Source organism: Flagellimonas spongiicola (assembly GCF_023502425.1).
Classification (GTDB): domain Bacteria; phylum Bacteroidota; class Bacteroidia; order Flavobacteriales; family Flavobacteriaceae; genus Flagellimonas; species Flagellimonas spongiicola.
Window position 1 is genome coordinate 1,165,082 of the sequence record NZ_JAMFMA010000001.1, and the last position, 25,964, is coordinate 1,191,045.

Annotated in this window: 27 protein-coding genes; 11 read left to right on the forward strand and 16 right to left on the reverse strand. The window is 38.3% G+C overall.

The features are described from left to right. Positions 1-185 precede the first annotated feature (185 nt). The 10 genes from M3P19_RS05470 to M3P19_RS05515 all read right to left on the reverse strand — a co-directional run bounded on the left by M3P19_RS05470 (position 186) and on the right by M3P19_RS05515 (position 10,825). Positions 186-1,001: a prohibitin family protein gene (locus M3P19_RS05470; protein ID WP_249656625.1), complete on the reverse strand. Its 816-nt coding sequence runs from the start codon at positions 999-1,001 to the stop codon at positions 186-188. Between the two features lie 12 nt (positions 1,002-1,013). Further along, the gene (locus M3P19_RS05475) at positions 1,014-3,047 is read right to left on the reverse strand and encodes a VWA domain-containing protein (protein ID WP_249656626.1); all 2,034 of its coding nucleotides are present in this window, start codon (positions 3,045-3,047) and stop codon (positions 1,014-1,016) included. A 6-nt stretch (positions 3,048-3,053) separates the two neighbouring features. Further along, positions 3,054-3,803 (reverse strand): 3-oxoacyl-[acyl-carrier-protein] reductase, encoded by a 750-nt coding sequence (fabG, locus tag M3P19_RS05480; RefSeq protein WP_249656627.1) that lies wholly within the window; start codon positions 3,801-3,803, stop codon positions 3,054-3,056. 106 nt (positions 3,804-3,909) lie between these two features. Further along, positions 3,910-4,782, reverse strand: coding sequence for a succinate--CoA ligase subunit alpha (gene sucD / locus M3P19_RS05485; protein WP_249656628.1), 873 nt, complete (start codon positions 4,780-4,782; stop codon positions 3,910-3,912). A gap of 64 nt (positions 4,783-4,846) precedes the next feature. After that, positions 4,847-5,782, reverse strand: coding sequence for a UDP-3-O-(3-hydroxymyristoyl)glucosamine N-acyltransferase (locus tag M3P19_RS05490; protein ID WP_249656629.1), 936 nt, complete (start codon positions 5,780-5,782; stop codon positions 4,847-4,849). 5 nt (positions 5,783-5,787) lie between these two features. Then, positions 5,788-6,354: an elongation factor P gene (efp, locus tag M3P19_RS05495; protein ID WP_249656630.1), complete on the reverse strand. Its 567-nt coding sequence runs from the start codon at positions 6,352-6,354 to the stop codon at positions 5,788-5,790. A 4-nt stretch (positions 6,355-6,358) separates the two neighbouring features. After that, a complete protein-coding gene (lpxA, locus tag M3P19_RS05500) occupies positions 6,359-7,144 on the reverse strand; it encodes an acyl-ACP--UDP-N-acetylglucosamine O-acyltransferase (protein WP_249656631.1) in 786 nt (261 codons plus the stop codon). A gap of 6 nt (positions 7,145-7,150) precedes the next feature. Next, entirely contained in the window at positions 7,151-8,557 is a 1,407-nt protein-coding gene (locus M3P19_RS05505; RefSeq protein WP_249656632.1) for a bifunctional UDP-3-O-[3-hydroxymyristoyl] N-acetylglucosamine deacetylase/3-hydroxyacyl-ACP dehydratase, read from the reverse strand. Further along, positions 8,544-9,575, reverse strand: a complete 1,032-nt coding sequence (gene lpxD / locus M3P19_RS05510; protein WP_249656633.1) for a UDP-3-O-(3-hydroxymyristoyl)glucosamine N-acyltransferase — start codon at positions 9,573-9,575, stop codon at positions 8,544-8,546. The genes M3P19_RS05505 and lpxD overlap by 14 nt, the downstream gene beginning before the upstream one ends. 23 nt (positions 9,576-9,598) lie before the next feature. Next, complete coding sequence (locus M3P19_RS05515; protein WP_249656634.1) at positions 9,599-10,825, reverse strand: HD domain-containing protein; 1,227 nt, start codon at positions 10,823-10,825, stop codon at positions 9,599-9,601. 36 nt (positions 10,826-10,861) lie between these two features. On the opposite strand from M3P19_RS05515, the gene porX reads away from it, so the two are divergent. The 6 genes from porX (at position 10,862) to M3P19_RS05545 (ending at position 15,389) form a co-directional block, all read left to right on the forward strand. Next, the gene (gene porX, locus M3P19_RS05520) at positions 10,862-12,406 is read left to right on the forward strand and encodes a T9SS response regulator signal transducer PorX (RefSeq protein ID WP_249656635.1); all 1,545 of its coding nucleotides are present in this window, start codon (positions 10,862-10,864) and stop codon (positions 12,404-12,406) included. Positions 12,407-12,412: 6 nt separating this feature from the next. Beyond that, a complete protein-coding gene (tsaE, locus tag M3P19_RS05525; protein WP_249656636.1) occupies positions 12,413-12,829 on the forward strand; it encodes a tRNA (adenosine(37)-N6)-threonylcarbamoyltransferase complex ATPase subunit type 1 TsaE in 417 nt (138 codons plus the stop codon). Between the two features lie 174 nt (positions 12,830-13,003). Beyond that, the gene (locus M3P19_RS05530) at positions 13,004-13,141 is read left to right on the forward strand and encodes a hypothetical protein (protein ID WP_249656637.1); all 138 of its coding nucleotides are present in this window, start codon (positions 13,004-13,006) and stop codon (positions 13,139-13,141) included. A gap of 90 nt (positions 13,142-13,231) precedes the next feature. Next, the gene (locus M3P19_RS05535; RefSeq protein ID WP_249656638.1) at positions 13,232-13,774 is read left to right on the forward strand and encodes a hypothetical protein; all 543 of its coding nucleotides are present in this window, start codon (positions 13,232-13,234) and stop codon (positions 13,772-13,774) included. Between the two features lie 41 nt (positions 13,775-13,815). Then, positions 13,816-15,015 carry an alanine dehydrogenase gene (locus M3P19_RS05540; protein WP_249656639.1) on the forward strand — a complete coding sequence of 400 codons (1,200 nt, stop codon included), beginning with the start codon at positions 13,816-13,818 and terminating at the stop codon, positions 15,013-15,015. 8 nt (positions 15,016-15,023) lie between these two features. Next, positions 15,024-15,389 carry a DUF4258 domain-containing protein gene (locus M3P19_RS05545; protein WP_249656640.1) on the forward strand — a complete coding sequence of 122 codons (366 nt, stop codon included), beginning with the start codon at positions 15,024-15,026 and terminating at the stop codon, positions 15,387-15,389. 9 nt (positions 15,390-15,398) lie between these two features. Here M3P19_RS05545 and M3P19_RS05550 read toward each other — a convergent pair whose 3' ends face one another. Further along, positions 15,399-16,571, reverse strand: coding sequence for a proline dehydrogenase family protein (locus M3P19_RS05550; protein WP_249656641.1), 1,173 nt, complete (start codon positions 16,569-16,571; stop codon positions 15,399-15,401). Positions 16,572-16,664: 93 nt separating this feature from the next. On the opposite strand from M3P19_RS05550, the gene aroB reads away from it, so the two are divergent. Both aroB and M3P19_RS05560 read left to right on the forward strand, forming a co-directional pair. Next, positions 16,665-17,729: a 3-dehydroquinate synthase gene (aroB, locus tag M3P19_RS05555; RefSeq protein WP_249656642.1), complete on the forward strand. Its 1,065-nt coding sequence runs from the start codon at positions 16,665-16,667 to the stop codon at positions 17,727-17,729. A 92-nt stretch (positions 17,730-17,821) separates the two neighbouring features. Then, positions 17,822-18,154 carry a hypothetical protein gene (locus M3P19_RS05560; protein WP_249656643.1) on the forward strand — a complete coding sequence of 111 codons (333 nt, stop codon included), beginning with the start codon at positions 17,822-17,824 and terminating at the stop codon, positions 18,152-18,154. Between the two features lie 12 nt (positions 18,155-18,166). On the opposite strand, the gene M3P19_RS05565 is transcribed toward M3P19_RS05560, so the two are convergent. The 3 genes from M3P19_RS05565 to M3P19_RS05575 form a co-directional block, all read right to left on the reverse strand. Beyond that, positions 18,167-18,688, reverse strand: a complete 522-nt coding sequence (locus M3P19_RS05565) for a DinB family protein (protein ID WP_249656644.1) — start codon at positions 18,686-18,688, stop codon at positions 18,167-18,169. A gap of 23 nt (positions 18,689-18,711) precedes the next feature. Then, the gene (locus tag M3P19_RS05570; protein ID WP_073176813.1) at positions 18,712-19,191 is read right to left on the reverse strand and encodes an Lrp/AsnC family transcriptional regulator; all 480 of its coding nucleotides are present in this window, start codon (positions 19,189-19,191) and stop codon (positions 18,712-18,714) included. A gap of 101 nt (positions 19,192-19,292) precedes the next feature. Beyond that, positions 19,293-20,408 (reverse strand): M14 family metallopeptidase, encoded by a 1,116-nt coding sequence (locus tag M3P19_RS05575; protein WP_249656645.1) that lies wholly within the window; start codon positions 20,406-20,408, stop codon positions 19,293-19,295. A 281-nt stretch (positions 20,409-20,689) separates the two neighbouring features. Here M3P19_RS05575 and M3P19_RS05580 point away from each other — a divergent pair, with 281 nt between their 5' ends. From M3P19_RS05580 to M3P19_RS05590, 3 genes are read left to right on the forward strand one after another with little or no spacing between them, the layout of a single operon-like run. Beyond that, the gene (locus M3P19_RS05580) at positions 20,690-21,061 is read left to right on the forward strand and encodes a helix-turn-helix transcriptional regulator (protein ID WP_313791613.1); all 372 of its coding nucleotides are present in this window, start codon (positions 20,690-20,692) and stop codon (positions 21,059-21,061) included. 40 nt (positions 21,062-21,101) lie between these two features. Further along, entirely contained in the window at positions 21,102-21,479 is a 378-nt protein-coding gene (locus M3P19_RS05585) for a DNA topoisomerase IV (protein ID WP_249656646.1), read from the forward strand. 2 nt (positions 21,480-21,481) lie between these two features. Then, a complete protein-coding gene (locus M3P19_RS05590) occupies positions 21,482-22,294 on the forward strand; it encodes a TerC family protein (RefSeq protein ID WP_249656647.1) in 813 nt (270 codons plus the stop codon). Positions 22,295-22,299: 5 nt separating this feature from the next. Here the strand turns inward: M3P19_RS05590 and M3P19_RS05595 are convergent, their stop codons facing one another. Both M3P19_RS05595 and M3P19_RS05600 read right to left on the reverse strand, forming a co-directional pair. Then, positions 22,300-23,256, reverse strand: a complete 957-nt coding sequence (locus M3P19_RS05595) for a sterol desaturase family protein (protein WP_249656648.1) — start codon at positions 23,254-23,256, stop codon at positions 22,300-22,302. Between the two features lie 60 nt (positions 23,257-23,316). Beyond that, positions 23,317-25,947 (reverse strand): DNA gyrase/topoisomerase IV subunit A, encoded by a 2,631-nt coding sequence (locus M3P19_RS05600; protein ID WP_249656649.1) that lies wholly within the window; start codon positions 25,945-25,947, stop codon positions 23,317-23,319. Positions 25,948-25,964: the final 17 nt, after the last annotated feature.

Consider the following 25,964-nt stretch of genomic DNA (forward strand, 5'->3'; position numbering starts at 1 on the left):
GTCTGAGTATCAAATGGCCTTAAAAACAAAACCCGTTTGATTTCTCAAACGGGTTAGAATATATTTTACAAACAGCAATACATTTCTATCTCGCTTGAGGGCAAGGATAAAAATGATGATGTGTGTTTCTGTTTCTCATTATGCTGTCAAAAGTAGTATATAATTTTTTATCAAAAAAGACAGAATTAGTTATTTCCCAAAATTAATGGTAAACCATCACCACTGGAACCTACCACTACAACTTTTGAGTTTGGTGATTGAGAAAGTTTTAAAGTGGCTTCAATCCCCTTGTCTTGAAGAATTTTATCGGTTAATGACGCGCTTAGAATTTTGTTCGCATCAGCTTTACCCTGTGCTTCAATTCGTTGGCGTTCTGCTTCTTTTTGTGCAGTGACCAGTCTAAATTCATACTCTAAAGATTCTTGCTCTTGCTTCAATTTACGTTCAATTGCTTCTTTAATAGTTGGTGGTAACGTAACGTCCCTTACAAGAATATCATCTAAGACTATATGCTGCGTTTCAACGATTTTCTTTGTTTCCTCAAATATTTCAGCTTGAATGGCGTCTCTTTTACTGGAATACAATTGTTCTGGGGTATATCGTCCTACCACACTTCTTGCAGCTGAACGAATAGTCGGTAGAATAATCCTTTGAAGGTAATTTTCACCAATTTCCTGGTGTAATTTGCCTAATTCATTGTAATTAGGTTGGTACCACGCTGAAGCATCTAATTGAATGTCCAATCCGTTCGAGGACAACACTTTCATTTTCTCAAAAATCTCTTGTCTTCGCACTTCATAGACATAAACCCTGTTCCAAGGTGCAACTAAGTGGAATCCTTCTCCTAGGGGTGGTTTATCCGTTACTACACCATCCCCAAACGTCTTGTATAATACGCCTGCTTCACCAGAACCTATGGTTACCGCAGATTTTGATATCAAAATGATGACAAAAATAATAGCTGCAACAGCTGGTAAAGCAATTTTTGGTAATCTTTCCATTCTAATTTATGTTTAAATTAATCCGTTGTATTTTCTAATAAACCACTCAAAAGCCAAAGCCAGGGCTATAATCCCCAAGAGTACACTAAAATCTATTAAAGATACTACATTTTGCCTGCTCTTTTGGATAGGGGTATACTTTTGGCCATTGGCCAGTTCGGCAACCAAGTCTTCCAATTGATTTGTAAAGAATACATTGCCTCCATTATTTTCACTTAATTGTTTTAGTCTTCCAAAATCAGCGGAAAACTGCTGCTTCTCTGGATTGTGGTCTATGATCTTAAAACTGCCGTTAGCAGAAATTCCTTCTATACTTTCAGTAACGGTGAATCTATATTCTCCAGCCTTTAAATCGCTAAGATCTATTTCATAAAACGGGCCTTTTAAAAGCATCGGGGCATTGCGCGTAAAATCATTTGAAACGCCTTCAATGCTTATGGTTAGATTGGCATCTGGATCAAAGGCATAGCTTTTGTCATAAAATGATGTGCGAACTTTTGCATTACGGCCAATATCATAGACTTTATCATAATCCAACTCAAGACGGTTACGTCGGTTATTCGTGGATAAAAACACCATAATTTTGGAAATCAAACCATCAAAATCCTCAAAACTCTGTGTATCTCTATAGTTTTGAGCTCTCCATCGCCATACATTCTCGCCAAATAGGACTGCTTCTTTTTTACTCCCCTCGGTTAAGAAGCAAAACAATGGAGCATCCAAATCCACTCCCCGAATGCGTTGTGTTATCAAAATATCCAAGGCGCCATTAAGTTCAATATCCCCTAGCTGCCCAATTAAAGGAGGATAACCTGTCATGCTTAATTCTCCAATACCAAATGTGCTAAACCCTTGGTTTAAAACAGGAAGTAATTCTTCGGTTTGGTTGAGTCCTTCTTTAAAAAAAGAACGCTGAATCTGGTTCAAGAAAAACCAATCTGTTTTAGAACCCGTAATCGTAAATCGATTAACACCAGTTTGATCCAAATAGTCATAAACTCTTTTAAAGCTACGATTTGGCTGGTAAAGAATAAATAGATTTATGTCTTCAAAGTTTTCAGCGGAATCATTGGGCCTTAATAGAACAACCTCCCTTTGTTCATTTTTTTCAATAGCTCTTTTCAAAGCGCCGATATCTGGGTGCAACAGTTCTGATACAATACCTATCTTGGATTTCTCATCGATAACTTCAATTGCTGATTCTTTGGTATTGTTGAACTGATTTCGCTCGTTATCCAGCACACGAGTTTGAACAACGATAGACTTATTTCCAACGCTCGTGGCCTCTATCAAAGCATTTACCGTATGACTTTTCTTTTGCCTATGAAAGTTTAAATTTTCCTGATAAACAATTCGACCATCCATTTGAATGGTTAAAGATGAAGTTACCGCACGTTTTCCATTGTAAACCAATTGCACTTCTAGCGGAAATTGATTTTCTAGAAATGCGTATTTGTTTACATTGACGGAAGTAATCACCAAATCTTCAAATTGCGTGGTATCCCCTACTATAACTGAATGTATACTAGAGTTAGATGGAGCATTATAATAGGAATAATCTTGACCCAAGGTTTGATTCCCATCCGAAAAAAGTATTACAGTTCTAGGTCCTTTCCCAAAAATTTCGTCAATACCCTTAAGTGATTTGGCAATATCAGTGTTGTTTTCTTGCATGCTGATAGAGTCCATCTGATACAAATCACTACCAAAACCATATTGATGAAAATCAAAGCGTTGTTGCAACGCAGCATTGGAAAGAACAAATTGGTGAAACTTGTTTAGAGAATCCGAATCGGTATGTTCCTGCATTGAAGAAGACCCATCTGTTAGAAGAATGAGCTTGCTTTTTTCAATGAAATAATCATTCTTGACGAACTGGGGGTTTATCAATAAAAGGAAAACACAGAAAATGGTAATAAACCTCAAAGCACCCAAAACATACTTTTGGGTGCCTTGTTTTTTTTTCTTGAAAAAATATTGAAAATACACGATACCAAGTGCAGCTAGAGCTGCAAGTATTACAAAAAGTACCGTAAGTATATCCATGTATTATTAAGTTAGCATACCCCCGTCTACGTTGAGAACCTGACCCGTAACGTATGCCGATAGGTCCGATGCCAAGAACAGGCAGGCATTGGCAACATCTTCAGGACTTCCTCCACGTTTCAATGGTATAGCATCTCTCCAGCCTTGCACGGTTTTTTCATCCAATTTATCGGTCATCTCCGTTTCAATAAAACCTGGTGCAATTGCATTACATCTAATATTTCTGCTACCTAATTCAAGTGCCACCGATTTGGTGAATCCTATCATTCCGGCTTTTGAAGCAGCATAATTGGTTTGACCAGCATTTCCTTTAACGCCAACTACACTACTCATATTAATTATGGAACCCTTACGTTGTTTCAACATCGTACGTTGAACCGCCTTGGTCATATTAAAAACGGACTTCAAATTGATTTCTATTACTGAGTCAAAATCTTCTTCTCCCATTCGCATCAAAAGATTGTCTTTGGTAATTCCCGCATTATTGATCAGTACATCGATAGTACCTCCAAAATCTTCCAATACTTTCGCCACTAATTCTTCTGATTCGGTAAAACTTGCTGCATTACTCTTGTACGCTTTTGCTTTTACGCCCATGGCACTAAGTTCATTTTCCAATTCCAAAGCTGGGGCTTCACTGGAGCTGTATGTAAATGCGACATTAGCACCCGCATTTCCGAATACCTGTGCAATTCCTTTACCGATTCCTCTACTAGCTCCTGTTATAATTACATTTTTGCCTTCCAAAAGTTTCATAGTTTCCAAGTTTGATTGGTTGAATATCAAATATAGTTTTTGTTTTATGTTTTAGCGAAAAAAAATCCCGTTGAAAACGGGATTTACAATAGTTTTAACGGTTGTGTTATCCAACTACTTCCTTGACTTTTAGGCCAATTTCTGCAGGGGAATCAACTACATGGATTCCACATTCCCGCATAATTCTTTTTTTAGCCTGCGCAGTATCATCACTACCGCCTACTATGGCTCCAGCATGTCCCATTGTTCTACCTGCGGGTGCAGTTTCACCGGCTATAAATCCAACGATAGGCTTGTTACTTCCGCTTTCCTTGTACCATTTGGCTGCGTCAGCCTCTAGTTGACCGCCAATTTCACCGATCATAACAACACATTCGGTTTCTGGATCATTGATAAGCAATTCCACAGCTTTTTTGGTAGTAGTACCAATTATTGGGTCACCGCCAATACCGATAGCAGTGGTAATACCCAATCCTTGTCGTACAACTTGATCAGCAGCTTCATAGGTTAAGGTACCAGATTTGGATACAATACCTACATTCCCTTTTTTGAAGACAAATCCAGGCATAATACCCACCTTGGCCTCTTCAGGTGTTATAACTCCTGGGCAATTTGGCCCAACTAAGGTGCAGTCAAAATCTTTTATATAATCATTGGCTTTCACCATATCTGCAACTGGGATACCTTCAGTAATGGTTATAATCACCTTGATTCCAGCACTTGCCGCCTCCATAATGGCATCTGCAGCAAATGCAGGGGGCACAAATATGATCGTAGTGTCCGCACCTACTTCCTTCACAGCCTCTTCAACTGTATTGAAAACAGGTTTGCCCAAATGTTCCTGGCCTCCTTTTCCTGGTGTAACACCACCAACTACATTAGTTCCGTATTCAATCATTTGACCCGCATGGAAAGTACCTTCACTTCCAGTAAATCCTTGGACGATTATTTTAGAATCTTTGTTAACTAGAACACTCATATTCTTGATTTAATTACAGGACAAAAGTAGCCTTTTGCACCTAAACTATAAAGTAAATTTTATGCTATTTATCTTTGATTTTTTCCATTAGAAATGGGATGTTTTTGATCATCGCCAATTCCTTCATTTTGGAACGTGCTTCTCCCGCTGGGCTGCCAAAATAGGCCTTCCCACCTTCTAGACTGCCACCTACTCCAGATTGCGCGTACACCGTGGCACCTTTGCCTATTGTAATTCCACTTATTACACCCACTTGCCCCCAAAGTGTCACTTCATCTTCAATGACCACACAACCTGCAATTCCGGTATGGGATGCAATCAAACACTTTTTACCAATGGCAGTATCATGACCTATTTGGATTTGGTTGTCCAATTTGGTTCCCTCCCCAATGGTAGTGTCACCAGTCACCCCACGATCTACAGAACAAGAAGCGCCAATGTCAACATTATCCTCTATAATCACCCTACCTCCGGAAATCAATTTGTCAAAACCAGTAGGTCTATTTTTATAGTAAAAGGCATCGGAACCCAAAACCGTTCCACTGTGAATGATAACATTATCACCAATAATACAATCATCATAAATGGAAACATTAGCATGTATAAGGCAATTTTTACCGATGACCACATTATTCCCAATAAACACGTTGGGTTGAATTATGGTATCCTTTCCTATTTTGGCAGTAGACGAAATCGCAGAATTTGTCGATTGGAACGGACGAAAGTGTTTAGTCAATGTATTAAAATCCCGAAAAGGATCATCCGAAATCAACAAGGCTTTTCCTTCTGGACATTCTACATCTTTGTTTATCAGAACAATTGTCGCCTTTGATTGCAAAGCTTTATCGTAGTATTTTGGATGATCAACAAATACGATATCACCAGGTTCCACAACATGGATTTCATTCATTCCCAAAACAGGAAAATCCTCGGCTCCTACATATTTGGTGCCCAGGATTTCCGCAATTTCCTTTAAGGTATGGGTCCTTGGAAATTTCATTTGTGTTATTCTTTTACACGTTCTAAATAATTTCCTTTTTCCGTGTCAACTTTAACCTTATCTCCCTCATTTATAAATAAGGGAACGTTTATTCGGGCACCGGTCTCCACAGTAGCAGGTTTGGTTGCATTTGTTGCAGTATTACCTTTAACTCCTGGTTCTGTATGGGTTACTTCCAGAATGACACTTGCTGGCATTTCCACTGACAAAGGCATGCTATCTTCCGTATTGAACAAAATGGTCACAACCTCACCTTCTTTCAACAAATCTGGAGCATCCAAAGAGCTTTTTTGCAATGAAATTTGGTTGTAATCACTGGTATTCATAAAATGAAAAGTATCTCCTTCAGCATACAAATATTGGTATGATCTGGTCTCAACACGTACATCTTCAATTTTATGACCTGAAGAGAAGGTGTTGTCAATTACCTTACCCGTAGTAACACTTTTCAGTTTGGTTCTTACAAATGCTGGTCCTTTACCGGGCTTTACGTGTAAAAATTCAACAATTTTATAAATATCGTGGTTGTATCGGATGCACAATCCTTTTCTAATATCTGAAGTATTCGCCATAAATTTAATTTGAACTAAAGTAACCTTTCATGATTCCACGCTGGGAATCCCTTATAAACTGAAGAATTTCGTCACGTTCAGGAGTTGCTACCATTTCGGCTTCTATTATGGAAGCTGCCTGAGTGTTGTTGTAATTCTTTTGGTATAAAATCCTATATACATTCTGTATTTCACGAATTTTTTCTGAAGTAAAACCACGCCTTCTAAGCCCAATGGAGTTGATGCCAACGTACGACAGGGGTTCACGTGCTGCTTTTACATATGGAGGTACATCTTTACGAACCAAAGAACCCCCTGTAACAAATGCATGATTGCCAATGGAAACAAATTGATGGACAGCTACCATACCTGCCAATACCACATTGGTGCCAATAGTCACGTGTCCTGCGAGCGTTGAGTTATTGCTGAAAATGCAATTATCCCCTATAAAACAGTCGTGGGCCACGTGGCAATATGCCATGATCAAACAATTGTTCCCAATAACCGTTTTCATTCGGTCAGAAGTTCCTTTATTTATTGTTGCACACTCCCTGATGGTTGTATTATCTCCAATATGAACGGTAGTTTCTTCTCCTTGATATTTTAAATCTTGAGGAGTTGCTGAAATCACCGACCCTGGAAAAATATTACAGTTCTTACCAATACGAGCACCTTCCATAATTGTAACGTTGGAACCAATCCAGGTTCCTTCTCCAATTGTTACATTATTATGGATAGTTGAGAAGGGTTCAATCACCACATTCTTGGCAATTTTTGCACCCGGGTGGACATAAGCCAAAGGTTGATTCATCTAGTGCTAGTTGTTTTTTGTTTTGACGATTTGAGCCATCAGTTCTGCCTCAGAAGCTAATTTTCCGTTGGCATAGGCATAGGCTTGCATATGGCAAATTCCTCTCCGAATAGGTGAGATCAAGTCACATTTAAATATTAAAGTATCCCCAGGGGAAACCTGTTGTTTGAATTTCACATTATCCATTTTCATGAAAAATGTGAGGTAGTTCTCTGGATCGGGCACGGTACTTAAAACCAAAATCCCTCCAGTTTGAGCCATAGCTTCTACCTGAAGAACACCAGGCATTACTGGAGCTCCCGGAAAATGTCCAACAAAGAAGGGTTCATTCATAGTTACATTCTTGACCCCTACTACATGTGTTTCTGAAAGTTCCAAAATCTTATCTACCAATAAAAAAGGAGGTCTATGTGGTAATATATCCATGATTTGGGTTACATCCATCAATGGAGGTTGATTCAAATCATAATTTGGCACCTTGTTCCGCTTTTCTATTTTAATGATCTTGGATAGTTTTTTTGCAAACTGCGTATTTACGTAGTGCCCAGGTTTATTTGCAATTACCTTTCCTCGTATACGCGTACCAGCTAGCGCCAAATCCCCAACAACATCCAACAACTTGTGTCTTGCCGCTTCATTCGGATAATGCAAAGTCAAATTGTCTAAAATACCATTGGGTTTAACCGACAATTTTTCTTTTTTGAAGGCCTTTTCCAATTTTTTCATTGTGGGTTCGGAGATTTCCTTGTCCACGTAGACTATGGCATTGTTCAAATCACCTCCCTTGATCAAACCGTGTTCCAATAGCATCTCCAATTCATGAAGAAAACTAAAGGTACGTGCATCAGCAATCTCGGATTTGAAGTTGCTCATATGGTCAAGTGTGGCATTTTGTGTGCCAAGGACCTTTGTACCAAAATCAACCATCGTTGTAATCTGATATTCTTCAGAAGGAATTACGGTAATCTCGCTACCGGTGGCTTCATCCTTATAAGAAATGACATCCTTGACTATATACTCCTCGCGGTCTTGTTCTTGATCCACAATTCCAGCATTCTCCAAGGCTTCTACAAAGAACTTGGAAGAACCGTCCATAATTGGAGGCTCTGGGGCATCCAATTCTATGAGAACATTATCAATGTCCAATCCCACAAGTGCTGCAAGTACATGTTCCGAAGTTTGGATTTTAACTCCATTCTTTTCAAGATTTGTACCGCGCTGGGTATTCACCACATAGTTGGCATCCGCCTCTATTATGGGTTCTCCTTCTAAATCTACTCTCTTAAATGCAAAACCGTGGTTTTCTTTGGCAGGAACGAAAGTCATGGTAACGTTCTCACCAGTATGCAACCCTACTCCTTTTAGAGTTACTTTATTTTGGATAGTGCGCTGTTTAACGCTAGTTGTGCTCACTGTCTATCTTTTTTTCTAAATTGGAAATTTGATTTACCAACTTGGGTAAATTTTTAAAGTGTACGTAAGATTTATTGTAATCACCATAATTCAATGCTGGTGAACCTTGAAGCACTTCATCATCTTTTACATTGCGGCCTATTCCAGATTGCGCTTGAATTTTTACGCGATCTCCGATTGTAATATGTCCTACAATTCCGACCTGCCCTCCTATCAAACAATTTTTGCCAATTTTGGTAGACCCTGCCACACCAGTTTGAGCTGCAATAGCAGTATGCTCACCGATTTCTACGTTATGCGCAATCTGAATTTGATTATCCAGTTTTACACCTCTACGCAAAATTGTTGAGCCCAAGGTGGCGCGATCTATCGTGGTACCAGCACCTACATCCACATTATCCTCAAGAATTACATTTCCGGTTTGAGGTACTTTACTGTATTCACCATTTGAATTGGGTGTGAACCCAAAGCCATCAGCACCAATAATAGCTCCACTATGGATAACGCAGTTATTACCGATAATGGATTCAGAATATATTTTAGCTCCGGCGAATACCATAACATTATCCCCAATAGCCACATTATCACCGATATAAACATTAGGATAGATTTTTACATTCTTCCCAATATTGACGTTGTCACCTAAATATGAAAATGCGCCAAAGTAAAAACCTTCAGCATAATTTGCACTTTCAGAAATGTATGATGGATTTTCAATTCCTATTTTGTTGTTTTTCACTTGATTGTAATACTCCAACAACTTTGAAAAGGACTTATAAGCGTCATCCACTTTAATTAATGTCGTAGAGATATCCTGTTCTGGGATGAAATCTTTATTGACAATAGTAATTGAGGCTTTAGTGGAATAGATGTAAGAAGTGTACTTGGGGTTAGCCAAAAATGTTAACGAACCCTTTTCACCCTCTTCAATTTTTGATAATTTATGTACCGCAATCTGAGGATTTCCCTCAACTTCTCCCTCTAAAATTCCGGCAATTTGGGTGGCTGTAAATTTCATTTCTGCAAAAGTAACAAAATTTGTTAAACAGCTTCTTTAGGGTAGCAGCAGTAATATTTGGTCACCGTCTTGGACAACGCCTTTAAATTAAGTTGGTCTGATTCCTTTAAAACATCGGTGACTTTACCATTCTGTTTCAGTATGCGGATTGCTTGATGATCTTGACTGTATGCCTTGTTTGAAATTTCACCTGTGAATACAAAATAAGGTATATCTTGAGCATTTATGTGAGTCTTTGCAATAATCGCACTTACAATTGCTTCCATCCTATCCTCTGCAATTGGTTTCTTTTTGATTTTAACCTGAAGTAAATTCCTATTCAAAAGCATTGCACACAACTTGGACAATACAGTATCTGAATGGTTCTGCCACGATTTGATCGCTCCTATTATATCAACATCATCCAGTAGTGCGAATTTCTCCAAGGTTCCTTGATCAAAAACGTTGGACTGGATCCCCTTCAGAAAGAAAATAAATGAGCTACTGCCCTCCAACTCCACGCCCTTATTCACAAGTTCACGGGCTCTTGTCATTATTCGTATCAACATTTGCTCTGCGCATAACCCGGTTTTATGTAAGTACACCTGCCAGTACATAAATCTTCGGGCCATCAGAAATTTTTCCACTGCATAAATCCCTTTTTCTTCTACAACCAAGTTGCCATCAACAACATTCAGCATGGAAATTAAGCGCTCTGAATTAATATTCCCTTCTGTTACCCCAGAGTAAAAACTATCACGTTTAAGGTAATCCAATCGGTCCATATCCAATTGACTGGATACCAATTGATTCATAAAAGGTCTTGGATATTCTCCTTTGAAAATTGCTATGGCCGTGGTTATTTGGCCTTGAAATTCATGATTTAAACTATTCATAAATTCAAGGGACAAACGCTCATGACTCCATCCACTAACCACGAAACCCTCCAATGCATGTGAAAATGGACCATGTCCAATATCATGCAGTAATATGGCGCAGAGCAGACCGGTTTCCTCTTCCTCGTTGATTTCTACACCCTTCACTCTTAGGGTGTTAATGGCCCTGGTCATAAGGTGCATGCTACCTAAAGCATGATGAAATCTCGTATGATGGGCACCGGGATATACAAGGTAGGACATTCCCATTTGTGAAATTCTCCTCAAACGTTGAAAATAGGGATGCCCTATTAGCTTAAAAATAAGTTCGTTTGGAGTTCCAATAAAACCGTAAATTGGATCGTTAAATACTTTGAGCTTATTGGTCTGTACCAAGGGCTTTGTGTTTAATTCCGCAAAGATAACCACTATATGAACAAGATCACAATTCTGTGGGTCGATGATGAAATCGACCTATTAAAACCCCATATTCTTTTTCTTGAGAAAAAAGGTTACAAAGTGGTGACCAGTCAAAGCGGGCAAGATGCCTTAGAGGAAATACGCAGTACTTTTTTTGATATTGTTTTCTTGGATGAGAACATGCCCGGTATTTCTGGACTGGAAACTTTGAACGAACTTAAAAAATATGACGCTTCCATCCCTGTGGTAATGATTACCAAAAGTGAAGAAGAATATATAATGGATGAGGCCATTGGTTCAAAAATTGCAGATTACCTTATTAAACCTGTAAATCCGAACCAGATTCTTCTATCACTTAAAAAGAGTTTGGACAATTCCAGATTGGTGTCAGAAAAAACCACTGCCAATTATCAGCAGGAATTCAGAAAAATTGCAATGGATCTTTCGATGGTGAATAGCTGTGAGGAATGGACCGAGTTATACAAAAAACTTATCTACTGGGAATTGCAACTGGAAGAAATTGAGGATTCCGGAATGTTCGAAATATTGGAATCCCAGAAGGTGGAGGCCAATGCCCAATTCAGCAAGTTCGTTGACAAAAATTATCAAGATTGGTTTTCTGACGGAAACGGTCCAATTATGTCTCACACCTTGTTTCGAAATAAAGTGCAACCTGAACTCGAGGGCAACAAAACGCTCTTAGTTGTAATTGACAATTTAAGGTACGACCAATGGTTGGCCTTTGAGGAAACTTTGGCCGTTCACTACAAGAAGAAGCTGGAAAGTTCCTATTACAGTATCTTGCCTACGGCAACCCAATATGCCCGAAATGCCATCTTCTCAGGATTAATGCCAGCTGATATGGAGAAACGCCATCCTGATTGGTGGAAGAATGACACCGATGAAGGCGGCAAAAACCTTTATGAAGCTGAATTTTTAGGCGCTCAGCTTAAAAGACTGGGGCTGGATATTAAATGGGACTATCATAAAATAAGTAATCTACGACAGGGCAAGCAACTGGCACAGAACTTCAAATCTCAAAAGAACAATGACCTCACCGTGGTAGTATACAACTTTGTTGACATGTTATCGCATTCCAAAACAGAAATGGAGGTCATAAAAGAACTGGCTGCAAATGATAAGGCATATCGCTCGCTTACATTGAGTTGGTTTAAGAATTCCCCCCTTCTGGATATAATCCAAAGTGCGCAATCATTGGGAATGAAGTTGATTTTAACCACGGACCATGGCACCATTAATGTGAAACAACCTTCAAAGGTTATTGGTGATAGGGATACTAGCTTAAACTTGAGATATAAAACAGGAAGAAGCCTTACTTATAATGATAAAGAAGTTTTGGCAACTAAGAATCCACAAAGCATTCATTTACCAAATATCAACTTAAGTAGCTGCTTTATTTTTGCAAAAAATGATATGTTTTTCGCTTACCCTAACAATTACAATCATTACGTCAGTTATTATCGAAATACTTATCAACACGGAGGGCTTTCTTTAGAAGAAATGATTGTACCTTTTGTAGTTTTGGAGCCTAAATGATTTACGTTGAAAAAGGAGTTCCAACTTTCAGAAATTGATACCATTGCGCGGCAACTTGTAAAAGATTTACCATCGAAGTCCATCTGCTTTTATGGTGAAATGGGTGCTGGCAAGACTACTTTGATCAAAGCATTGGTAAAACAGCTAAATGGTATTGATGAAGCCAATAGCCCAACCTTTGGACTTGTGAATGAATATCATGATACTTCTGAAAATTTGTTGGGGTATCACTTTGATTTTTACCGACTTGAAAGCGAGGAAGAAGCTTTAGACTTGGGGCTCGAGGATTATCTGAATTCAAATGCTTGGTTATTTATGGAATGGCCAGAGAAAGTTTCATCGCTATTACCTACCGATTCAGTATCCATTTACTTACACTTTATCGATGAAAACACTCGTTCAATCGAGTATAGTCTTGATTGAGCACTTTAACTTCTATCTTTTTTACACTTTTCGATAAACGGCATTATTGTCGATTAAAAGAAGTGTTTTTTAGATTAAATGCAATTTTTATCGATGAAATGCATTGTGGGTAAGGAAATTTTCCTACATTTGTTATTGAAATGAATTCATTTATTAACCAAAAACTCTTTTACGATGAACACTAAAAGATTATTTTTTGGAATGTTGGCTATTGCTTTCTTGGCGATGACTGCTATGTCTGCTGACGTTGTTACTCTTGAAGAAGATCAAACAACAAATATTGACAAAAGCAAGTTGAAAAGAGAACATTAGTCAGATTTACTGAATTAATTTAAAAGCTCTTTCTAGGAAAGGGCTTTTTTTATTGCAATAATTTCATGGTTTTGCAGTTATGCTTATATCATGAAGGAAAGAAGTACGATTAGGAATAAGCTTATTTTTGAAGGATTATTGGCATTGATAATAGCATTTACGCCAATAATTTTTTACTCCCACAAATACTTCTCGGATGGTCAACAAGAGCTTGACTTTATTCTCTTTACTGTAACAGCAAATGGATTTGTTGATGCAGTCACTGCCTATTGGTATTATCTTATCAAGATTGTTCCTTTAGTATTACTCGTAATTTGGTTTGTCACCTGTAAAAATTGGTGGTATTATGCAATTCTAATTCCCATATCCATGTATAGTTTTCAACTATACTCCTCCATATGGGGTACTGCTCACAAGGTAGATGAAAATGAAGTGTTGTATGTCGTTGCTGTTTCCATGGTAGTCATACCAGTGGTTTATTTCGTAAGGGTAAAATTGGTGGACAAGCATGTTCATGGAATTGATTTGGACGCTATGGATACCGAACTTCAAATTTTGAAAGAAAAAGAAGAGCTTAGAAAGGAACGGGAGAAACTGGAACAACGACAACACACCCTTTCAAAAAAAATGTAAATTTGCGCTAGGCCTTAGAGCCACAGCCAGATTTACATTCTATGGACCAACCCTCTTCACCTTTTAGTAAACAACAGCTTTTACCTCAAGAAGAAACACTTGAAATCCTAAAACAAAAGGGGGAATTGTTCATTGGGATACCCAAGGAAAATCAATATCAAGAAAAAAGAATTTGCCTAACTCCAGATGCAGTAAATGCAATTACTGCTCATGGTCATCGCGTACTTATTGAATCCGGTGCAGGCGAAGGTGCAAGTTTTTCTGATGCGGATTACACCAATGCTGGCGCAGAAATTAGCCGGGATACCAAAAAAGTTTTCTCTTGTCCTATTATTCTTAAGGTAGAACCTCCTACCCTTTCGGAAATTGATTTAATCAATCCACAGACCATAATCATATCCGCATTACAAATTAAAACACAATCCAAGGACTACTTTGAAACGTTAGCCAAAAAACGTTTAACTGCAATTGCTTTCGAATACATTCGTGATGAGGACGGAAAATATCCAGCTGTACGATCTTTAAGCGAAATCGCTGGTATTTCTTCCATCCTAGTTGCTTCTGAATTAATGGCCACTACCAATAAAGGTAACGGACTTATGTTTGGAAATATTAGTGGTGTTCCTCCAGTGGAAGTTGTAATCATAGGTGCTGGTACTGTAGGAGAATTTGCAGCCCGTTCTGCTTTGGGCCTAGGAGCCAATATTAAGGTATTTGATAATTCGATTACGAAACTCAGGAACATTCAAACCAACCTAAATAGAACCATCTATACTTCAACCATACAACCTAAGAATTTACTTAAGGCATTAAAACGATGTGATGTGGCCATTGGCGCAACGCGTGGGAAGGACAGATCTCCTATTGTGGTGTCCAGTTCTATGGTGGAAAACATGAAAAAAGGAGCGGTGATCATAGATGTTAGCATTGATATGGGCGGCTGTTTCGAAACATCTGAAGTAACAACGCACGACAAGCCTACCATTGAAAAGTTTGATGTGACACATTATGGGGTTCCTAATATCCCATCTCGATATCCACGAACATCCAGTATTTCCATCAGTAATATTTTTACCCCTTATTTACTTAAGATAGGAGAAGATGGAGGTTTGGAACATTCTTTACGCTTTGACAAGGGGCTACGCAATGGTTTATACATGTATCACGGCATATTGACCAACAAGTCAGTTGGTGATTGGTTTGGGCTCACTTATAATGATATTAATTTTCTGATTTTTTAAAACTATTCATGGCATTTTTAAGACGATTGGGATGGTACTTGGTAGGGCTGTCCATTGGAATTATATTCTTGGTGTTTTTCCTAAAGAAAAAATCCGGCGAAAATGGAATCGAATTTTGCTACTTTCCAAATTGCCGTGTTTTGAAGGATATGCGTTCTAAGCCCCTGAGCTTTGATGAACAGCTCCCTGTTCAATTTAAGGACACCACATTTATAGCATCTTTTTTGAACGATGGTGATATAGATTTTGGTAAAAGTGACACCAAAACTGAACCTTGTAAAACGTATTACATTTCACTTGATACAGAAAAGGGTAGTCAAGAAATCAAAGCGCAGAACTGCCCCGATGGCTTGACCATATTACCGATTAAATAAGTACTCGTTTTACAAATCCAACTTACGTCGTTTCTTTTCTTTTTGAAGAAGCGCTAGTTCCCTTGTAGTTTGGCCGGCTACAGAAGTGTTCTCTTCTGCTCGTCTAATTAAGTACGGCATTACGTCCTTAACGGGTCCATAAGGAACATACTTGGCTACATTGTATCCTGCTTCAGAGAGATTAAATGAGATGTGGTCACTCATTCCATACAATTGTCCAAACCAAATGCTATCATTGTTAGGGTTCAACCCTTGTGCATTCATAGCATCGATTAATTTTAAACTGCTTGCTTCATTATGCGTTCCAGCGAATACTGAAATATGGTCTAGGTGTTCCATAATATAGGTAATCGCCGCATCAAAGTTGGCGTCCGTAGCTTGCTTTGAATCACAGATAGGCGTTTTATATCCTTTTTCTTCCGCTCTATCATTCTCTTTTTCCATATAGGCCCCTCGCACTACTTTCAATCCAATTTTAAATCCGTTTTCAATGGCTATACCTGATAGCTTTTTAAGATATTCCATTCTATCCCAACGGTACATTTGTAGGGTATTGAAAATCACAGCTTTCTCCTTATTATATTCGCGCATCATTTCCAACGCCAAATCATCTGCAGCAACTTGCATCCAACTTTCCTCTGCATCTATCAACAATTTGACATCCAAATCGTATGCTTTTTTGCACACCTTGTGATACCTGTCAACCAAACGGTCCCAAGCCTTGGATTCTTCCTCATCCAGTTGAATACCTTCACTTACTTTCTCATATAATTCAAATCGCCCAAAACCCGTAGGTTTGAATACAGCAAATGGAATAGCGTCTTTCTCCTTGACAAAATCAAGAACTTCAAGAGTTTTTTGTAGTGCAAAATCAAATTGATCTTCAACTTCTTTGCCTTCCACAGAGTAATCCAAAATGGAAGAGACCCCTTTGCTGTACATTTTGTCAATTATCGGAATACAATCCTCTTCATTAACCCCGCCACAAAAATGGTCAAACACGGTAGCTCGAATAAGGCCTTCAATTGGTAAATGCGCCTTTATGGCAAAATTGGTAACAGCGGTACCGATCTTAACTAGAGGTTCATTTGCGATAAGTTTAAAAAGAAAATAAGCGCGTTCCAATTCGGAATCCGTTTTCATTTGAAACGCTATTGCGGTATTCTCAAAATTCGGGTGCATTATTATGAATTTATTAAAGATTCAAATATAAGTAGCCCTTTTGGAACACTATCTATAAAAATAGTCTTTATTTAGCACGACAAATCATGTTGCATGGAGTCGATAAAATCACATTCCTACGAAGTACATTTAGAAGAGTTGGCGGAAGCTGCTCTAAGACAGCATGTTGCTAAAAACAATTACTCCAAGATATTTCTATTGGTTGATTCCAATACCCATAAACACTGTTTGCCACTGTTGCAAAAAAAAATGCAGGGGAAGGTCCAGTTTGATGCCATTTATGAAATTAAACCTGGAGAAGAACATAAGCACATAAATACCTGCATGTTGGTTTGGCAATGGTTGTCAGATGAAGGTGCCGACAGGAAAAGTCTTTTGATCAACCTTGGTGGAGGTGTACTCACGGATTTAGGAGGCTTTGTAGCTTCTACATTTAAAAGAGGAATTGATTTTATAAATATCCCGACTACCTTACTTGCAATGGTAGATGCCTCAGTTGGTGGTAAAACAGGCGTTGACCTTGGTGCACTTAAAAATCAGATTGGTGTTATTAACCAGCCACAAATGGTATTGGTTATTCCTGATTTTTTAGCTACACTTGAATCGAGACAGCTTACCAGTGGATTTGCCGAAATGCTAAAGCATGGATTAATTACAGATCAATCGTACTGGCAATCACTTCGCGAGACCAAGGATTATGCAAATGCTACCACCATTCAAAAATCCATTGCTATAAAAAACACGGTGGTTGCCGAAGATCCTACTGAGCAAGGTATCCGGAAAATTTTGAATTTCGGTCATACTTTGGGGCATGCCATCGAATCCTATTTTTTGGAAAATCCTGAAAAACAGAGTTTGCTACATGGAGAGGCCATTGCCGTTGGAATGATTTTAGAAGGATACCTTTCGCATAAACTGCAAGGGCTTTCTGCACTATCTCTACAGGAAATAAAGGAAACCTTTCTGACACATTTTGATCATGTTATGTTTTCATTAGAAGACATCCATTCCATTGTGGAGTTGCTCAAATATGACAAGAAAAACGCTTACGGTGACATCAATTTTGTCTTACTCCAAGCTATTGGTAAGGCAGTTACGGACATTCAAGTCCCGCCAGAAATGTTCACGGATGCGTTCGCTTACTACAAAGAAGCTTAGATACGTATACTAAATTCATCGGTTGACAACTCTTTGAACTTGTCGATTTTAAAAATTTATAGCTTAGGATAGGAATCAATAACCTATCAACCATGAAACGTATTCTTATCGATTACAAAAAATTGGACCACAAAGTAGCGGCTAATTTAATTGACTCTTATCCATATGGTTATGGAGATGAAGACATTATCACACTGAAAAAACCTAACGGCGACATTATTGAAGCTGTGGAGGTTAGAACGGATGACACCATTTATTTGGTTAAAATCAGTAAGAGTCTTTCCAATTTTATTTCAAATTTTGAGGAAAACATTGAAAAAGAATTAGGAAACCAAGCTCAGGCTGAAGCCGTAATTGGGCAAAGTGATGAAACCAGTCCTTCCGATTTAGAGTCAGACCAAGAAAACGAAAAAGAAAAGTTATAGGGAACAATTACTTTAACCCAGATAACGTTCTCGGATAATTTTCAGATGATGTGCCTGATGACCACAAATGACAAAGCCCAGGGCACGCACACTCATATCCGAACCACTAGCGGAACCTAACCTCTTTAACTCATCGTCAGTAAACGATTTAAAAAGGTTGATACTAGATTCCCTTACAGACGCATATTCAGACACGATTGCATCTTTTGACCTGTTGTTTGCGTTGGATTCTGGAACATAAATGTCTTGATCAAATCCAGGTAATGGTGTGGAATCCTTTCTAGCAAAGCGTAAAGCCCTATATTGAAATACCCTTTCAGCATCTATGAGGTGCATCAGTATTTCAGACAAGGTCCATTTCCCATCAGCATAGGAAAAATTTAATTTTTCAGAAGGAATATCTCTAAGGAAAGAAATAAAGATATCCTTTCCATTAATCAATTGATCCATCAATTTAACCTCCTCTCCTAGTACATCCATATAGGGTTGGTAATATGGATTGTATTCAGAAACGGTTAATTCTGAATTTAACATGGCGGTTTAAATTATTTTGAATATTACAATTCGTTGAAAATCGTATGCATCAATCGTTTTTTATCATTGATGCTTTCTTCCAAGGAAATCATGGTCTCCGTTCTACTAATTCCATCAATATCATCTATTTTGAATATGATGTTTTTAGCATGGGTGGTGTCTCTAGCCCTAATTTTACAAAAGATATTGAATTTACCCGTTGTGATATGGGCAACGGTTACATAGGGTATTTGATTTAGACGCTCAAGTACAAACTTGGTCTGATGGGTTTTCTCCAAAAATATACCGACATAAGCAATGAAGGAATATCCAAGTTTTACATAATCCAAGGTCAATGAAGATCCTTTGATAATTCCGGACTCTTCCATTTTCTTGACCCTTACGTGCACCGTACCGGCAGAAATAAGCAATTTTTTGGCAATATCTGTAAAAGGAGTACGGGTATTGTCAATAAGCATGTCTAATATCTGGTGGTCAATTTCGTCTAATTTTACTTTACTCATAGTATGAATATTTTAACCAAAAGTAGTTAATTAAGAAAATATATGTAAAAAAAATGCTGTTTTTTTGAACAAAATGTAACAAATTCCTGACTAATGGCAATTTAGCCTCTAAATTGTTGAATTAAAGAAAGTAGATTCTTACGGTCAAGTTCACCATAATCCTTTTCAATCTTGCAATCCAATATTTTGTGACCGTAAAATCCCTTCTGGATGCCAACTTCCACAATTTCTGGGATGAAGTTGATACATCCCTCGTTCAATGTTTCTTTAAACCGAATTCCTACTACCTCCATCGAATCTATTGAAGTAGTGTTAATTGAATGTGCGTTCCTTATAAGAATGTCATAGAATCGTTTTTCGTTCTCTGGAATCAGAAGATAATCGGATACTTCATAATCTTGAACCCGCTCATGTGCAATTGTATCTAAGGCTTTTACCAGAGAAATGAAGATATGGCCTCTTGTAATTTCCCGTTGGTAATCATTTGAAAAGTGTCCAGCTTCAAAAAGCACCGTCGGTACCTCTTGCATTTGAAATTGATCTCCAACACAATTGTCGTTGAAACCGTCATCATACCGACCTACTTGCCCAGGAATATACTTTTGTAGTTCCATGTTCATGGCAACAATGAGTTGCATGGCTTTAGCTCTTACACTGTCAATTGATCGCTCAGGGTCTTTTGAGGGCGATAAAAAAGATACCGTTGCAGGTTTGTCCGTCTTGCTAACGCTAAATAATGTTCGCTGATCATGAAGATTAAAACAATAGTCGGGTTTAAATGATTCAAATAAATTCCGAAGTGCGATGCTCTCCGGCTGTGTTCGGTTTTTTGCATCCCTATTTAGATCTACGTCATTAGCATTGCTACGTGTGTAAGCTCTTGCTCCATCAGGATTAAGAATCGGAACAATACATAGGGTACAACTTTTTAATACATCTGCAGCTGTCTCATGATCGCTATTAAGAAAATTAATTAGGTCCAAAACCGCCTTTGTGGTGGTCGACTCATTACCATGCATCTGAGACCACATCAAAATCTTGGTTTTACCTTTCCCAAGTTGTAATGCTATTATTGGTTCACCTAGAACCGAAGACCCAATAGTTTCCAAAGTGGTGGAATTTTGTTTTTTCAACCATTTATTCGCTATGGTATACATGGTGACATAACGACCACTTACCGAATTCTCTTTAAACTTTTCATGAAGGTTTGGTGTCACAAAAACAACATTTGATTGCACAAAAATAGTGTTAGTTTTTGTTACAATTGTATCTATTAAACCGAGTTATGTATACAATTATATCATTAATCTAGCGCCTCATCATACAATTGTGCCTGACAAATAAACATAATTTATAATAAATCATTATTTCTCTGTATAACAATACTTTAAGCACTTAGATATAAACTTTATATTTAAGTTTTGGGATGAAATGACCAGTTGTATTTGACCGCGATTACATCATTTCACCCTACCTTTGTAGAATAGCTGTTAGAATTGTGAATGACGATATAACAAATCGAATTAAAATTGTAATTAGCCATTATGGCCTTAGTGTTACATCCTTGGCTGAATCCATTGGTGTGCAACGCTCGAGTATTTCCCATATTCTAAATGGCAGAAATAGACCCAGCCTTGATTTTGTTATGAAATTGGTCAAGACCTATCCGGAAGTAAATCTATATTGGTTATTAATTGGCAAAGGCCATTTTCCTTCTACATCAGAGTTCAGTAGCTCCCCTAGCCTTCCCAAAGGAACCATGGGAGAATCTTACAGCAGTAGTGAATCAAAAAAAGACTCAGAGCCCATTCGCATGGTGGTTTTTTATTCAGATGGTACTTTTGAGTCATTTGATGCAAAAAAAACCTAATCACTTCTATCGTTACAGTTCTTTACACTTAATTTGCAACATGAATTGTAGATTGATTTTTATTTTCACCATTATAGGGCTGGTTTCATGTCAAAGCCCACATGAACGCAATTGCCTTGATTACAAAAACGGCACATTCACTTTTTCCACAGAAATCAATGGCGAGCTTAAAACCACAAAATTTGAACGACATGAGGATTTGGAGGTTGATTACTTTGAAGGCAAACAAGATTCTTCGTCAGTTCGTTGGATCAATGAATGCGAGTATGTGCTCAGAAACTTGAATCCAAAAAGCAAGGCTGAAGAAAAATCCATCCATATAAAAATATTGACTACCACTGATTCTTCTTATACTTTTGAATATAACGCCATAGGCGAAAAACGAAAATTCAAGGGAACAGCAATTAAAACACACTAACCATGTTCGAAATATTTACAAGTCCGGATGCCTGGATGGCATTGCTCACATTGACCTTTTTGGAAATTATACTCGGTATTGACAATATTATATTTATTTCAATTGCCGCAGGAAAACTAGAGCAAAAGGACCGCAGGAAAGCTACTAATATTGGGCTGGTATTGGCCATGGGAATGCGAATTGTATTGCTTTTTGGGATTACCTGGTTGACCAGTATGAAAAAACCGTTTTGGGTCATAGATGAATCGTGGATTCATGGCGGAATTAGCTGGCAAGCCCTAATTCTCTTTGCTGGTGGTTTGTTTTTGTTATACAAAAGCACCAAGGAGATTCATGAAAAAATTGAAGATAGAGGCCATGATGAAAGGGAAGTGACAAAGTCCAGGTCGTCCTCATTAACTAATGCCATTGTTCAGATTACAATAATCAATATTGTATTTTCATTCGACTCCATTTTAACCGCAATTGGTATGACCAATGGAATTTCACCAAACCCAAACGATGCACTGGTGCTTATGGTCGTTGCGGTGGTAATTTCCGTCTTGATTATGATGTTGTTTGCTAATCCAGTAGGTGAATTTGTAAACAGACATCCCTCTATTCAAGTATTGGGTCTATCTTTTTTAATTCTTATTGGATTCATGTTAATCGCGGAAGCTGCCCACCTCTCACACCTTGTAGTATTTGACAATGAAGTCGGCGCTATTCCAAAAGGCTACTTGTATTTTGCGATCGCCTTCTCATTGATGGTTGAGTTCTTCGATTTGCGGATGAATAAGAACAAGAAGAAATCTGAAGCCGCTAAAAGCAAATAGTGACGTTAATTTGGTCTTTGATAGGCTAGTCCGGGATTCAATTGCTTGTATTCCTTAAACTTTCGCTGTTGTTGTTTTACCGTTAATGTACTGCCATCATGGCTCCATCCGGGAGGGCCAAAAATATACATTAACTTATGGGATAGCTTTTTGGACTTCTTTACGTCATTCCAAATATCCTTGAATTCATGGGTCAAGATTACTACGGGATTGTATGATTCTGGAGAGTGGATCACACCATATTTGACATCGACATCATCATCCAATTCCTTCCAAGTTCCGAACATCTTATCAAAAATATTCAAAAAGCCACCGTGGTTTTTATCTAAATATTCCACATTCTGCGCATGGTGCACTTGATGCATAGTGTGCGTGTTGAATATTTTCTCTATAAAGCCCAACTTAGGAACATACACGGAATGCAATTGAAATTGCCATAGCGCTTCAATACCCAGGCATACCACTACCATTTCTGGTGGAAATCCTATAGCTGGCATCCACATATAAAAAAGAGGTTTATAAAGTATCGTGAACCAGCCGTTTCTTACCGCCGTACCTAGGTTAAAATTATCTGAAGAATGGTGTACAATATGTGCGGCCCAAAGAATCCTTATTTCATGATTGGCTCTATGAAACCAATAATAAGTGAAATCATCAGCAAGCTGACAAAGCAACCAAACATACCATGCATATCCGAAAGAAGCATAGCCTAATACGTTTCTACGTACACCATCAATCTCAGGGTTACACAATTCATATACCCCTTCAAAGAGCACAATAGCAAAGGCCACTTTGAACAATGGACCCAAAATTGCTGATCCAACACCCATGAAACCACTTGCTGCTAAATCCTTCCAGTGGTATAATTCGTCGTGCCCGTGGGTTTTGCTATAAGTAAGTTCAACTAAAATAAAGGCAATAAAAACGGGTACGCCGTAAACCAGCGGGTTGGTAAAATCCATAGAATGTGTTAAGCTTTGGTCTGGTGTGTGTCTAAAGTGCCAAAATAGGCAGAAAAAGCATCAAAACAAAGTAGTTTGATCAGAACCGTCTTTATTTTCATTGGTTTCATCTCCTTCTTTACTGCTGATAGATTCCTCATCCACCACTTCCATCTCCTCGGGTTTTGTTTCCTCTGGTTCCGCATAAGGTAAAGACTCCAACGCATTAATATTCTTAACTTTTTCGGCGGTTAACTGGTTTCCAGTGGCTTTAATTCCCTTTACTGAAATAAACTCTTCAATTTCGACCTGTTGGTTGGGCTTTGCATCTTTCCCTCTTGGTTTTGAAAACTCGATTTCTATGACAGGACGCCAATCCGTTGAAACCAATTCCATAAAGGATTTTGGATGTTCGGATATTACAAGTTCTTCTTTGTTTGGATTCTCTATGACAAACCTTTTGATGTAGTAGCGTTCTTTTTCTCCCTCATAATGAACCACGGAAATGGGTTTTTTTGGATTCCATTTCTCCAAAACCACCATATCGTCATTGAATCTGGTCAATAAATCTGGTGGTATGGTCTTCACTTTCCCTTTTTGATCGATAATAAGTAAAAGGTCATCTCCTTTGAAATCACCCAACAGTTCGCCCCTACCATCCACGTTTAAACGACTGACCACATCATCAAACCAAATTTTTCTTGGTTTTAAGGTGGACACCCCTTTCTCTTTTAATTCGATACGTTTAACAGGGTACTTAGTGACCAAATTTCCTTTGGAAGCCCTTCCTTTGATGAGCAAGTCGGCAAAATCTAAATCCCATTTAAGCTTTTTAATACTCCCGGATTGTCTTAAAAGTACAGTGATCACTTCTGCCTCTCCGTTTGGATTGGCAGTGAAATAGAGTACATCGGCTGAAGCTTTACCGCCAGCCAATTGATACATCTTATCCCGGGTAACACCGGTTACATTGAACCGCTTGATATAGCTAGGACCACCTCTACCATCCTTATAGATCATATTATAGGTCGTACGATTATCCTTTTTCTTGAATACCCCAACATGAACAATATTTTTACCTACAAAGGTCTTGGAGTCTACCTTGGTGACCATCATTTCACCTTTTTGGGTAAATACAATGATGTCATCTATATCGCTACAGTCGGTAACATACTCATCCTTCCGTAAGGACGTTCCAATAAATCCTTCCTCACGATTAACGTAGAGTTTGGTATTTCGGATAACGACCTTAGTCGCTTCAATATCATCAAAGATTTTGATTTCAGATTTGCGTTCTCGACCTTTTCCGTATTTCTTTTTAAGTTCCTTGAAGTAATCAATAGCATAGTCCACCAAATGAGCCAAATGGTATTTGGTCTGGGCTATGCGCTCATCCAAACTATCAATTAACTGCTGAGCCTTTTCAAGATCAAACTTTGAAATACGTTTAATACGGATTTCGGTAAGGCGAACAATATCATCCTCGGTCACTGCCCGTTTGAGATTTTTAGTATGTGGTTTTAGCCCTTTATCAATAGCAGCTATAACCCCTTCCCAGGTCTCCTCTTCTTCTATATCCCGATATATTCTATTTTCAATGAAAATACGTTCCAAAGAAGCAAAATGCCACTGTTCCTCAAGTTCACCTAACTGGATTTCAAGTTCTGCTTTAAGTAATTCAACAGTGTAATCCGTAGATCGAATCAACATTTCCCTTACCCCAATAAACAAGGGCTTGTTATCCTCAATGATACAACCCAATGGAGAAATAGATGTTTCACAAGATGTGAAAGCGTATAAGGCGTCAATAGTCTTGTCAGGAGAAATCCCGCTTGGAAGATGGACAAGAATTTCCACCTCTGCCGCAGTGTTGTCCTCAATCTTCTTGATTTTTATTTTCCCCTTATCGTTAGCCTTTAAGATGGAGTCAATTAAAGAAGAGGTATTGGTTCCGAACGGAATCTCATTGATTACAAGGGTGTTCTTATCGTAGGTTGAAATTTTAGCCCGAACCCTGATTTTACCACCACGTAGTCCCTCATTATAATTGGTGACGTCTATTATTCCCGCAGTTGGGAAATCCGGGAACAATTTAAAACGTTGACCTTTAAGGTGTTTAATAGAAGCATCTATAAGCTCATTGAAATTATGGGGCAATATTTTTGTAGATAGACCGACGGCTATACCTTCTGCGCCTTGAGCAAGTAATAGCGGGAATTTTACCGGTAAATTTACAGGTTCCTTTTTACGGCCATCATAAGACAATTGCCAATCCGTGATTTTAGGACTATAAACCACATCCAAGGCAAACTTTGATAATCGAGCTTCTATATATCGAGATGCAGCAGCACTGTCTCCAGTAAGAATGTTACCCCAGTTCCCTTGTGTATCAATCAATAAATCTTTTTGACCAATTTGGACCATGGCGTCAGCAATACTAGCATCACCATGTGGATGGTATTGCATTGTATGCCCTACTACATTGGCTACTTTATTGTAGCGGCCATCATCCAATTCTTTTAGCGCATGCATTATCCTGCGCTGAACTGGCTTAAATCCATCTTCAATAGCAGGTACGGCACGCTCTAGAATTACATAGGAGGCATAATCCAAGAACCAGTCTTTGTACATACCGGTTACACGGGTAAGACTTTCTTGCGAACTGTCCTGGTTTTCTAAACCTTCATCGTTCAGTGCTTCATTCTCTTCCATTTAGAACGAGGTCATTT